This window comes from Flammeovirga sp. AWQ4_249 (assembly GCF_056161045.1).
This window is the reverse complement of the sequence record NZ_JBSWYJ010000003.1, coordinates 165,703-179,047: the sequence shown is the minus strand read 5'-3', so window position 1 is coordinate 179,047 and position 13,345 is coordinate 165,703. Positions and strand designations below refer to the sequence as shown.

The window sequence follows — 13,345 nt, the reverse complement described above, 5'->3', positions numbered from 1 at the left end:
TATTGAAGGCTGAGGATGTATTAATTCTTCAGCCTTTTTTTTAATGAAAAAACCTCTAATTCTAAAATAGAACTAGAGGTGTCACTTATATAAATGTTATCTAATAACTATAAACTACTGTACAATTAATATTTTTATAAAGTAATAATAGCTTCTTCAATCGGCTTTCTTACTTTTTGAAGGTGTTGATAATCATCGTCTTCAGCTCTATAACCAATAGGTAATAATAGCGTACTTTTTAACCCTAATTTATCAAGACCTAAAACTTTATCTACTTCTTCAGGTACAAAACCTTCCATAGGAGTACTGTCTACTTTTAAGTGTGCACAAGCAGAAAGTAAGTTTCCTAAAACAATGTAAGACTGTTTTGCTACCCAATTATCTTTTGCTTCATCTGAAAGAGTAGTGACTGTATTTACCATCATGCCTTTATATTCACCTAAAGCATCAGCAGGAATCCCTCTTGTTTCTGAAACATTATTGATAAATGACTCTACATGATCTACTGATAAATCAGCAGTACGAGCTATAACGATTAAATGTGATGCATCTTTCACTTGTGTTTGCCCCCATGCATGAGGAACAATTGCTTCTCTTAATTCAGGGTTTTTAACCACTACAATACTCCAAGGTTGTAAACCATAAGAAGATGCAGAAAGATTACCTGCTTCAAGAATAGTATTTACTGTTGCTTCCTCAATTTTTTTAGTAGCGTCAAACTTTTTAGTAGCGTAACGCCAATTTAAATTATCTATAATACTCATAGTGTTTCCTTTTTTCTTTAAATACATTTCAAAGTAAAACAATATTCGTTTAAACAACAAATGTTTAGGATAATTTTTTCGCTACAATGTAAAATAGGTGGACAGCATAAGAATTTTTCCTAGTGCAATGCCCCAATAATTTGCGATAGCATAACCTAAAGTTCCAGCTGTCATTCCTGATAAGATAACTTTTTTATTATTTATAGCTTTCGCCACAGGACCAACAAATGCAGGTCCATACAGACAAGCAGTAGAAGTAATTAAAAATGTATCTACATCTATTTTAAAGATCTTCGCAAGTAATAAATGAATTGTAAATCCAGTGAACATGACAATTAAAACAAAGCTAATGTATAATGTTCCATCATTGAGTAATTGTTCAAAATCTGATAAACTTCCTAAACCAATACAAAAGAGAAGCACAAAGTATTCACCTACTAAAAAGCTGCCTTTTATATTTCTTACTTTAGTTTGAGTAGAGGCTACTAAAGCTAAAGTTGTTACACCTAGAATGATGTAGATTTCATCCATTTTTTCAAATAAAAGAAGAGATGTGCCCACACAAAAACCTAAGATGATTAAAACGACACCAAGGCTTGATGCAATACTTTTAAAAGTAGGACCTTGTAACGCAATATTATCTTCAACGACTACATTTTCTTGGTCGTTTTTGTAAGCAGGAAGAGTAATACCAAATATTTTTTTAGCGACAGTTAAAAGAAACAACATCCATATACCGCCCACGATCATATCTGCTGTATTCATCAAAACAAAAGCTTCATCTTTTACATCAAGTGCTAAGCCAATAGCTGACATATTTGGAGTGCCTCCTGTGTATAACCCCACTGACATTCCCGCTAAATAATGAGCACTCGGAACCGTATCTGTATAGACAAGAAAAGCTAATGTAGCACCAATCGTAATCCCAATTAAACTAAAAAAGAAGGACAGAATAGTAGTCTTTGCTTCGCTCATCCACATTTTAATATTCGATGATAAAAGCATTAATCCAATTGACAAGGGTACAGCAGCTTCTACTAATGTTTTAGAGACTTCTGTATCCAATTCAAATGGTGTATTTCCCATGATAATGCCTATAGCATAGGCGATGATTACTGTACCAATCGTTTCTATCCAAGTAAATCTTTTAGCACCAATCGTCAAAAAAATAGGTGCAGACAGCATTATTAAAGCTTGAAGCATATTTATTTCGTTTATTTTGTTGCTAATTTAATGATCTATTATAAATAATAATGTCCTTTGAGATACAAAAATCTAGACTGAAATAGATGAATGACTATTTATTTATATTTAAGGTTGTGATCACACTTTTGGAATGCTGTGATACTTTATTACCTTAAAAGTATTCAATCAATTAAAATACAGTTCTTTTGAATGAAGTATATGATAATACTTATTCGTTACTTATCATTTTAATAATTTTTGGTAAGTAAAGAGATTAAAAGTAATTTTTTTTTACTAACATTTTAGATTTAATACCCAGTAATTAATAAGGTGAATGCAATATATTTTTGAAATAGATCTTTCAGTAAATTATAATATGGATAACAATTGAAATATAGGATTATTTGTATAAGATCTTTTAATATATAAATAAAAGAATGTTTTGTATTGTATTATTCTAGAAAAAAATATAGTTTAATAATTATATATTCACCGACGAACGATTATATTACTAATTTGAACAGCTACTTAACACTCACGGAACAACTTAATGATGGAATTATAATAATCAATGAGAATAATAAAATAGAGTACATAAATAAATCTTTTTGTCAATTACTAGACTACGAAAAATCTGACTTATTAGGCAAAAAGGTTCAACATTTTACTCATTCCAGCATTAAAGTATTTGAAAACAACATAAAACTAGTATTGAAAAAAAAAGATACTAATGTTGTAGATCAAGATCTTATTTTAAATAAAAAACCTGGAGGGCAGATACATTGTAAAGTGTCTTTATCATTTATCACTTTACAAGGGGCACCTATGTGTTCTGTTCTCATCACTCAATCAAATAATATAAACGAATTTGACAATGAACAATATAAATCTCTAGTTGAACACAATACTGACCATATATTTCAAGTAAACAAAGATTACAATATTCTCTATATAAATCATGCAGCTCCAGGTCTTACAAAAGGTGATATCATTGGTACTTCATTTTTAAATTATTTACCTAGTGAAGAATCAAAGCTAAAAGTAAAGGATGTTGTAGATGAAGTAAAAAGAACGGGTAAACCAGCAAAGTATAATATTGATTATACGGCTCCAACAGGAAAAATGTATTTTGAAACAAATGTAACACCTCTCTTTAAAGGAGGTAAGGTGGAACGTTTAAACTTTGTAACGAGAGATGTAACGGAAGAGTATACGTATAAACTTGCTTTAGAAGAAAATGATAACTTTTTGAAAAAGGTGAATCTCAATTCTCAAAATGGAATTTATATTTATGATCTTTTTGAAGGGTGTAATGTTTTTTCAAATGAGCAATGCTCTCTTTTATTAGGATATTCTGATGAAGAATTTTATGATATGAATAGTAAAGATTTTATGTCACTTTTTCATCCTGAAGATAGAGATCGTATCTATGCTCACTGGAAAAAGTTATCTCATGGTGATATTGAACAAACAGATACTATTGTATATCGTTTTAAGGTGAAAAGTGGAGAATGGAGATGGCTAAGGTCTAAAGATTCTGGGTTTGAATATACAGAAGACGGAACATTAAAAAAGATCATGGGCTCTTTCATTGATGTTACAGATCTAATTAATCTAAAAGATTCTGAAACCAAATTGATAAAGAAAAACTCTGAAATAGAAAATATGCTTTATCAAGCTTCACACGATATAAAAAGCCCTATTAATAATGTAGCTCAGTTGATCGAACTTTCCATTGAAAACCAAGAAATTCAAGGACCTTTTCTAGATATAATTAATAGATCAGTGAATAGGTTAAATAATTTGGTCCTTTCTCTTTTGGATTTTGGTCAAGCTGAAAAATACTTTGAAATAGAAGAAGTTTGCCTTTCTGAAGTTATTCAAGATGTAATTGAAGACTTGAAAGTAAGTATCGAACAAAATGATGCTACAATTTGTATTGGTACCTTACCCTTAATACAAGGGAGTAGGTTAGGATTATATAGAGTATTTCAAAATTTAATCAATAACGCACTGAAATTTAAAAGATACGGTTACGCTCCAAATATTATTGTTTCTGTAAAGGAAATGAAAGATAGATGGGAGTTCAGTGTAATAGATAATGGAATCGGTATAGTAGTTGATAAACAAGATGAAATTTTTGATGCTTTTACGAGGTTAAATTCTAACTCTGAATTTGAAGGAAGTGGATTAGGGTTAGCGAATTGTAAAAAAATTATAGAAAAACATAATGGTCAAATATGGGTTGAAAGCAATGAAGGTTGTGGAAGTACCTTTAAATTTACAATTAATAAAAACCTAAAATCGGAAATAAAAAAAGGAGACACCTGTGAAAGTATCTCCTTGAATTAAATTAATAATCCTTATTTCTTTTTAGCCCAAGAATCCTTCAATCCAACAGTTTTGTTGAAAATCATATTATCAGGCGTTGACTCTTGATCCAAGATAAAGTAACCTAATCTTTGGAATTGGAAGTTATCGCCTGCTTTATTTTCTTTTAAAGATGGCTCAACTTTACATCCCTCAATTACTTGTAATGAATCAGGGTTTAAGAAAGTTTTGAAGTCAATGCTTTCTCCTTCTTCATTCTTACGAGCATCAGGAGCTTCATCTGAGAATAAACGATCATAAAGGTTTACTTTAGCATCAACAGCATGTTCCGCTGATACCCAGTGTAATGTACCTTTTACTTTACGTTTAGACTCTTCAGTACCGCTACCAGAACGAGAAAGTGGATCATAAGTACAGTGGATTTCTGTAATATTACCTTCTTCGTCTTTCACACAGCTTTCCCCTTTGATGATATAAGCATTCTTTAAACGAACCTCTTTACCAATTGTCAAACGGAAGAACTTACGGTTAGCACTTTCCTTGAAGTCATCTCTTTCGATATATAATTCTTTAGAGAAAGGAACTTGACGAGTACCTGAATTTTCATCTTCAGGATTGTTCTCAGCCTCTAACCATTCTGTTTTTCCTTCTTCATAGTTATCAATCACTAATTTGATAGGGTCAAGAACAGCCATTACACGAGGTGCAGTCTTGTTCAAATCTTCTCTAACAGCAAACTCTAATAAAGAAACATCAATAATATTGTCTCTCTTAGATATACCTACTGTTTTAGCAAAGTTTCTGATAGAAGCAGGAGTGTAACCTCTTCTTCTTAAACCAGAAATTGTAGGCATACGAGGGTCATCCCATCCATTTACTACACCTTCTTCTACTAATTGTAAAAGTTTACGCTTAGACATTACTGTGTAGTTAAGGTTCAAACGAGAAAACTCAGTTTGTTCAGGACGGATCTTATCTTTATCTGCTAATTGATCTAAGAACCAATCATAAAGTGGTCTGTGCACCTCAAATTCAGTAGTACAAAGTGAGTTGGTAATCCCTTCAATATAATCAGATTGACCATGCGCCCAATCGTACATTGGATAGATATTCCACTTGTCACCTGTTCTGTGGTGAGACTTCTTGATGATTCTGTATAAGAATGGATCACGAAGGTGCATGTTAGGATTAGCCATATCGATTTTTGCTCTCAATACTCTAGATCCTTCCTCAAATTTACCTTCTTTCATTCCTTCAAAAAGCGCTAAGTTCTCCTCAACAGAACGCTCTCTAAATGGAGAGTTTGTACCTGGAGTTGTAGGAGTACCTTTTTGAGAAGCAATATCACTAGCAGATTGATCATCAACATACGCTTTACCTTCTTTGATTAAAAGAACAGCCCAATCGTATAATTGATCAAAGTAATCTGAAGTGAATTTTGGATCACCTTCCCAATTGAAGCCTAACCATTCGATATCTTTTTTGATTGCATCAACATACTCCTGCTCTTCTTTAGCAGGGTTAGTGTCATCAAAACGAAGGTTAGTACCCGCATTATCAAACTCTTGAGATAAACCGAAGTTTAAGCAGATTGATTTTGCGTGACCAATGTGTAGGTAACCATTTGGCTCAGGAGGGAAACGGAATAATAGTTTACCTCCATTTTTATTTGAAGCTAACTCACCCGTGATTTTCTCACGGATGAAGTCTAGTCTTTTTTCTGTGTTTTTCTCTTCCATATCAATGTATGTCTTTAATAAACTAACCTTGGTTTTCCTCTTTTAGCTTATTAATTTTTTCAATGGCAATTTTAATTCTTTCAGCAACTTCTTTGTTACCTAAAATTTCTTGCATGATCATTAAATCTGGTCCGCCTCCTTTACCAGAGATAGCAACTCTAAGTGCAGGCATTACTTGACCGATTTTCATTTCATGGTTTTCCAATACTTTCATGAAAATATCTTTAGCATCATCTGCAGTGAAGCTTTCAGCATTTTCAATTGTATTAGCATATTCTTCTAAAACAGCAACCCCTTCAGGTTTCCATTTTTTCTTTACCGTTTTCTTATCGTATTCTGCAGGCTTTTCAAAATAGAAACGACCATCTCTCCAAATTTCTTGAGGGAAAGTCACACGCTCTTTCAATTGATTAGCCACTAATGCTGCCTTTTCAGGAGTAGTTTCTACACCATCTTTAGTCATATCATCAATTAACGCTTGAGCAAGTTCTGCATCAGGTCTATTCTTCAAATATTGTTGGTTGAACCATTTGGCTTTGTCAATATCGAATTTAGTACCTGCTTTCGTAACTCTTTCCATCGTGAATTCATCACAAAGCTCTTGTAAAGTAAAGAACTCACGCTCATCACCAGGATTCCATCCTAAGAATGAAAGGAAGTTGATAAATGCATCTGCTAAGAAACCATCTTCTTTGAAACCTCTTGAGATTTCACCAGATGAAGGATCTTTCCATTCTAATGGGAATACGGCGAAGCCCATTTTATCACCATCTCTCTTACTTAATTTACCGTTACCGTCAGGTTTTAATAATAATGGTAAGTGAGCAAAACGAGGCATCGTATCTTCCCAACCTAAGTATTTGTAAAGTAATACGTGAAGTGGAGCAGAAGGTAACCATTCTTCACCTCTGATAACGTGAGTAATGCCCATTAAATGATCATCAACAACGTTAGCTAAGTGGTAAGTTGGCATACCATCAGATTTCATTAAAATTTTATCATCAATAGTATGAGAGTGAACCATTACCCAACCACGTACCATATCATTTAATCTGATTTCCTCTTTCTTCGGAACTTTCAAACGAATAACATACGGATCACCATTCTCAATACGAGCTTTCACTTCATCAGCAGAAAGCGTTAAAGAGTTTGTCATCTGTGTACGTGTCATCGAGTTGTATTGAGGTGTATTTACACGTGCCGCTTTTAAACGCTCACGCATTTCCTCTAATTCCTCTGAAGTATCAAATGCATAGTAAGCAAGACCGTCTTTTACCAACTGTTCAGCATATTCCTTATAGATATCTTTACGCTCAGACTGTCGGTAAGGACCGCAGTCACCAGGGTTCCAAGGCGCTTCATCAGCGATGATACCTGCCCATTCCAAACTCTGTCGAATATAATCTTCAGCACCCTCCACAAAACGGTTCTGATCCGTATCTTCAATACGAACTAAGAAGTCACCGCCATTGTGTTTGGCGAATAAGTAATTGAATAATGCTGTGCGCACTCCACCGATATGAAGTGGTCCAGTAGGACTTGGAGCAAAACGTACTCTTACTTTATTTTCCATGTTTATATATAGATAAAATTATTTTTCTCTTTTGAACTTGCAAAGCTAATCAAATAAGCGATAAAATGTTTTAAATATATTGATGAACTTTAAAGAATATGAATTGATTTAAGAACATTATAGAAAGTTTTAATAATATCTAGGACAAGACTAAGGAAAAAGGTATATTCAGACTACTATTTTGGATGGATTTAGACATTTTGAATAGGACAAAACCTAAAAAATAACTTCAAAAACAATTATCAAATAATTAATGGGACTCGTTTTCGATAGATTAGTACAAGAAGTACGCAAATTACAGCACAATCTTAATGACCATCAAATTTCAGAGTGTTTTCAAAGAATCTCGGACTACATTATGAATTACTGTGTCTTAAAAGCAGGGATACAAAATTACAGGATTGTAGAAATTGAATTTTATTTTTATCATCCAGAACATCAAGATCCATATGTTTATCAACATGAAAATCAAAAAACCTTAGGAAGGTGGTATGTGCATGGTGCGGGTGTAGAAATAACATTTGGTACCTTAGATTTTTATGGTGGAATTTTGATTCGCGGAATTCAAAGAAAAAGTGATAAGGAATTTATCAGTGGACCAATGCATGTCATCGCTGAATTATTTCATTTTATGGGAGGAGTAGATGCACACGAAATTCCTTTTGGATTAAAGGAAAAAGACATGGATTATGAAATCATAGCACAAAGTAGTAGAGTAGGATTAAGTGCTTCCAAAAAGGATGGGGAGGATTTTATTGATAGAAAATACAGATTTGTAAGTTGTATTGGTCCTAAGCATCCTTTTAAAAATAAGAAAATAGTAGCCAAAGATTTAGCCGAAAGTAAATCAATTGAGGAAGTCAATACACTATTTGGCTATAAAGTAACTATGTAATCTTAAATATTGTCTTTATTGACTATAACATTAAGTTTATCTTCTTTTTCGATAGAAAATTTTAAGGGAGAAGTCCAAGTTTCTGGCTCTCCATCTTTGTGACCAATCACAGCCTCACCTTCATTCCCAATACGAATAGTAATTTCGTTGGATTGAAGGTGTTTGACTTTTGGATGAAGGTGTATATTTTTTCTGAAAAGTCTTAAGCCAAAATTTAACCCCATCCATAAAGAAGGTTTAGGTAAAATAGTAATCTCTAATTGTTCATCATCAATTTTTGCAGTTGGAGCAATATAGGCATCGTTTCCATATTGAGCAGCATTTGCAACAGTAATAACAAAAGCTTCATTTTGATGTCTCTCTTTATTGAAATCTAATGTATAAACTTGAGATTTATAGCGTTTGAATTCCATTAGAATTGCTTTAACATAGTTTTTTAAACCACGTCCATTCATTTTACTGAATTGATGACTGATTAAAGCATCATAGCCAACACCTGCTGTACAGAAGAAATATTCACCGTTGATTTGAGGAGCATCAATTTTGGCAGTTTTTTGATTGATAATACTTTGGATAGCACCTTTCAAAGACATTGGAATACCAAGATGTCTTGCTAAACCATTGCCAGATCCTTTTGGAATAATCCCTAATATAGAATTACTACCAACAAGAGATTGAGCGACTTCATTTACAGTACCATCTCCACCAACAGCTACAATGATTTTATATTTGCTTTTCAACTCATTAGCAAGTTTAATCGCATGCCCTGCATACTCAGTATAGGCAATATTTGCTTTGATATCATGCTTTTTTAAAACACGTTGAGCATAAATTGCTGCTTTTTTAGAAGCACCATTACCTGAGATAGGATTTGTGATTAAAACGATTTCTTGCATTTGTTGTTAGTGGATTAGTTTTGAAATAACGAAGATAAAAAAAGAGATACCAATTTGTATCAATTGATATCTCTTTTCTTCAAAATAAATCTATTTTTATTCGCTATCGTAAGCCCATTTCAAGTAAACTGCACCCCAAGTAAATCCTCCTCCAAAAGCAGCAAATACTAGATTGTCACCTTTTTTGAATTTTTTCTCAAAGTCCCATAATACTAATGGAATAGTAGCACCTGTAGTGTTACCAAACTTCTCGATGTTGATACAAACTCTATCTTTATCAAGATTCATTCGTTTTGCAGTAGCATCAATAATTCTCAAGTTTGCTTGGTGAGGGATAAGGTAAGCAATATCCTCAGAAGCTAATTGATTTCTTTCCATGATTGATGCAGCAGCAGAGGCCATATTTGTTACAGCGTGCTTGAATACATTCTTACCATCTTGGTAGAAATAATGCTCGTTTTCTGCTAATTGTTGTAAAGAAATAGGATAAGCAGAACCTCTTTTGACATTCAACATATCTTTACCAGTACCATCAGAATGCATTACAGCATCGATTAGTCCATATTCTTCACTTGGCTCTACCATTACAGCACCGGCACCATCTCCAAAAAGGATACAAGTGTTACGATCTGAATAATCCATTACCGATGACATTTTGTCAGCGCCAACCACAACTACTTTTTTGTAATTGCCTGATTTAATAAAGTTAGAAGCCATTTCTAGAGCATAGATAAATCCCGAACAAGCGGCAGAGATATCAAAACTCATAGCGTTTGAATTGATAGCTTCACATACAATATTTGCAGTTGAAATGAAGCCCATATCAGGTGTAGAAGTAGCACAAATTAAAAGATCGATCTCTTCTCCTTTTGTGTTTGACTTCTCTAAAAGTGCATTTACAGCATTAATTGCTAATGTAGATGTTCCTTTATTTTCACACTTAAGGATTCGTCTTTCTTTAATTCCTGTGCGTGAAGTGATCCATTCATCACTCGTTTCCACCATTTGCTCTAAATCGTGGTTTGTTAATTTGTCTTCAGGAACCCATCCTGCTACAGCGGTAATCGCAGCATTTATTGGACTCATATGTTTGGTTACTTTTGTGGTAATTGTGTGTATGAAATAAAAAAATATCAGTACAAATGGGGAACTGATTTTTAAAATTCCGATGCAAAAAAAAGGATTTTTTTTGATTAAGAAAAGTTAGAAGCCTTTATAGAATTATATTTTTACAATTAATATCAAAATATAAGGAAAATCATTGTGAATAAATATTCATTATGTTATAGAGTATGATTTTTTAAATAAAAAAATGGCTGTTTTAAATATCAAACTTTAAAACAGCCATTCATTTTATCTAATAAGCAAGTAAATTAAACTTCTTTTGGAAGTTGAAATTGTATAGGATCGTTTACTTTACCTCTTAATAATGCAATATCTAATACCTCTTTAGCATCTTTTACGAAATGTAATTTCAATCCAGAAGTATATTTTTCTGGAATATCTTTTACATCTCTTTGGTTACGTTCAGAGAATATAATTTCCTTGATTCCAGCTCTTTTTGCTGCTAGGAGTTTTTCTTTAATACCACCTACTGGTAATACTTTACCTCTTAACGTTATTTCACCAGTCATGGCTAATTTAGCTTTTACTTTACGTTGTGTAAAGATGGAAACCATAGAAGTTAACATTGTGATACCTGCTGAAGGACCATCTTTTGGTACTGCACCTGCAGGAACGTGGATATGAAGATCATAGTTTTCGAAGATTCTATAATCAATATCGTAATGATCAGCATTAGCTTTTAACCATGATAAAGCAGTCGTTGCGGATTCTTTCATCACATCACCCAATTGACCAGATAATGTAAGTCTTCCTTTTCCACGGTTTAATGAGCTTTCAATAAATAAAATTTCACCTCCAACTTGAGTCCAAGCTAAACCTGTAACAACACCTGCATAATCATTATCAGAGTAAGTCTCTCTTTCGAAAATAGGAGCACCTAAATATTTAATAATTTCATCAGGCCCAACTGTTTTCTTGTAATCCTCTTCTAGTGCAACTGATTTTGCCAGTTTACGAACGATAGAACCAACCACTCTTTCTAAACCACGAACACCAGATTCACGTGTGTAGTTTTCGATAAGGAATTTTAAACCTTTAGGAGAAATTGTGAAATCTTTCGCTTTTAAACCATGTTCCTTTCTCTGTTTAGGAATTAAATGTTTCTTAGCGATCTCTTCTTTTTCTTCGAAAGTATAACCTGTGATCTCGATAATTTCCATTCTGTCTCTAAGAGCAGGTTGGATAGTATCTAACGAGTTGGCAGTTGCAATAAACAATACTTTAGATAAGTCGTATTCAACCTCTAAGTAATTGTCTACAAAAGAACTATTTTGCTCAGGGTCAAGAACTTCTAAGAAGGCAGAAGAAGGGTCTCCTCTAAAATCGCTACCTATTTTATCGATCTCATCTAAGATAAATACAGGGTTTGAAACACCAGATTTTTTAATACTCTGAATGATTTTACCCGGCATTGCACCTACATATGTCTTACGGTGACCACGAATCTCTGTCTCATCGTGTAATCCACCCAAAGAAATACGATTATATTCTCTTCCTAATGCTTTGGCTATTGATCTACCTAATGAAGTTTTACCAACACCTGGAGGGCCATAAAGACAAAGGATAGGACCTTTGATATCATTCTTTAGTTTAAGAACTGCAAGATATTCAAGAATACGTTCTTTTACTTTTTCTAATCCTTGGTGATCTTTATCGAGTATCTTTTGAGCATTTTTTAAGTCAAAAGAATCTTCAGTCAATTTATTCCAAGGAAGATCTAGCATAAATTCACAGTAGTTCATTGATACTGCGAAATCAGCTGCCGCAGGGTTAGAACGTTGTAATTTAGCCAATTCTTTATAGAAATGTTCTTTAACGTTTTCAGGCCAATCTTTTTTCGCAGCACGTGCTTTAAGTTCTTCAATTTCTTGATCAGGACCTTCCATTCCTAGTTCACCTTGAAGGACTTTCATTTGCTGACGTAAATAATAATCTCTTTGTTGTTGATCAATATCTACGTTAGTTTTACCCGCAATTTCATTTTTAATTTCCAAAACATTCACTTCTTTGTTCATCAACTTCAGAAGCTTTTCAATTTTGGATTTACCGTCATTGATTTTAAGGATTTTAATTTTTTCCTTAACATCAGCAGTAATATTTGTTGCAATAAAATTGGCTAAAAACTCTAAACCTTTGATATTTTCTAAAGCTAAAGATGCCTCTTGAGGTATATCACGGTTTAAACTTAACAAGTGATAGGCTGAATCTTTTAATGAAGACTCTAATGCTTTTTCTTGGTCTGAATTTATATTTTCAAAGTTTTCTTCTTTTACCACCACATTACCTTTTAAATAAGGGTTTTTAGTAGTGATATCTATAAGTTCAACTTTTTTTCTTGCTTGAGCGATAATTGTACAGTTGCCATCAGGTAATTGTAAGATTTTTACAATCTGAACCAAAGTACCATGTTTGTGCATATCCTGTAAAGAAGGATCTTCTACCGTTGCGTCTTTTTGAGCAATAGCAGTGATAAATTCTTTATTTTCATATGCTTCTTGAACTAACTGTAAAGATTTTGGTCTCCCAATAGTAATAGGTAGGATCACATTAGGAAAAAGAACCATATTACGTAAAGGTAAAATAGGTACTTCTAACTCCTTAATGCCATCTAAATTGTATTCTTCACTATCATCTTCTGCAATAACGGAGATAACAGCTTCATTATTTATATTTGATAAAAGCCCTTGAGCTAATGTATCTTTTGTTTTTCTCATAAATTGAGTTTGTCTTGTCTTCAATGCCTTTCTGCACATTCAATATCACCTTTATACATCAATATTGTACCCAAAAGATAAATACTGACATATTTTCATGTAAAACTGACAAAAGTGGCGCAA

Annotated in this window: 9 protein-coding genes; 2 read left to right on the top strand and 7 right to left on the bottom strand. The window is 33.1% G+C overall.

Annotated features, from left to right (window positions below):
• Positions 1–134: 134 nt before the first annotated feature.
• Positions 135–764 carry an NAD(P)H-dependent oxidoreductase gene (locus tag ACXAHM_RS04310; protein WP_474959174.1) on the bottom strand — a complete coding sequence of 210 codons (630 nt, stop codon included), beginning with the start codon at positions 762–764 and terminating at the stop codon, positions 135–137.
• A gap of 81 nt (positions 765–845) precedes the next feature.
• The gene (locus ACXAHM_RS04305) at positions 846–1,967 is read right to left on the bottom strand and encodes a DUF819 family protein (RefSeq protein ID WP_474959173.1); all 1,122 of its coding nucleotides are present in this window, start codon (positions 1,965–1,967) and stop codon (positions 846–848) included.
• A 429-nt stretch (positions 1,968–2,396) separates the two neighbouring features.
• Here ACXAHM_RS04305 and ACXAHM_RS04300 point away from each other — a divergent pair, with 429 nt between their 5' ends.
• Positions 2,397–4,301: a PAS domain-containing sensor histidine kinase gene (locus tag ACXAHM_RS04300; protein ID WP_474959172.1), complete on the top strand. Its 1,905-nt coding sequence runs from the start codon at positions 2,397–2,399 to the stop codon at positions 4,299–4,301.
• An 11-nt stretch (positions 4,302–4,312) separates the two neighbouring features.
• Here the strand turns inward: ACXAHM_RS04300 and ACXAHM_RS04295 are convergent, their stop codons facing one another.
• Both ACXAHM_RS04295 and gltX read right to left on the bottom strand, forming a co-directional pair.
• Positions 4,313–6,019 carry a glutamine--tRNA ligase/YqeY domain fusion protein gene (locus ACXAHM_RS04295; RefSeq protein ID WP_474959171.1) on the bottom strand — a complete coding sequence of 569 codons (1,707 nt, stop codon included), beginning with the start codon at positions 6,017–6,019 and terminating at the stop codon, positions 4,313–4,315.
• A 22-nt stretch (positions 6,020–6,041) separates the two neighbouring features.
• Positions 6,042–7,592: a glutamate--tRNA ligase gene (gltX, locus tag ACXAHM_RS04290; protein WP_474959170.1), complete on the bottom strand. Its 1,551-nt coding sequence runs from the start codon at positions 7,590–7,592 to the stop codon at positions 6,042–6,044.
• Positions 7,593–7,950: 358 nt separating this feature from the next.
• Between gltX and ACXAHM_RS04285 the strand changes: the two genes are divergently transcribed.
• The gene (locus ACXAHM_RS04285) at positions 7,951–8,487 is read left to right on the top strand and encodes a hypothetical protein (RefSeq protein WP_474959169.1); all 537 of its coding nucleotides are present in this window, start codon (positions 7,951–7,953) and stop codon (positions 8,485–8,487) included.
• A 2-nt stretch (positions 8,488–8,489) separates the two neighbouring features.
• Here the strand turns inward: ACXAHM_RS04285 and ACXAHM_RS04280 are convergent, their stop codons facing one another.
• From ACXAHM_RS04280 to lon, 3 genes are all read right to left on the bottom strand, one after another.
• A complete protein-coding gene (locus ACXAHM_RS04280) occupies positions 8,490–9,383 on the bottom strand; it encodes a diacylglycerol/lipid kinase family protein (protein ID WP_474959168.1) in 894 nt (297 codons plus the stop codon).
• A gap of 96 nt (positions 9,384–9,479) precedes the next feature.
• Positions 9,480–10,469 (bottom strand): beta-ketoacyl-ACP synthase III, encoded by a 990-nt coding sequence (locus ACXAHM_RS04275; RefSeq protein WP_474959167.1) that lies wholly within the window; start codon positions 10,467–10,469, stop codon positions 9,480–9,482.
• A 287-nt stretch (positions 10,470–10,756) separates the two neighbouring features.
• A complete protein-coding gene (lon, locus tag ACXAHM_RS04270) occupies positions 10,757–13,222 on the bottom strand; it encodes an endopeptidase La (protein WP_474959166.1) in 2,466 nt (821 codons plus the stop codon).
• Positions 13,223–13,345: the final 123 nt, after the last annotated feature.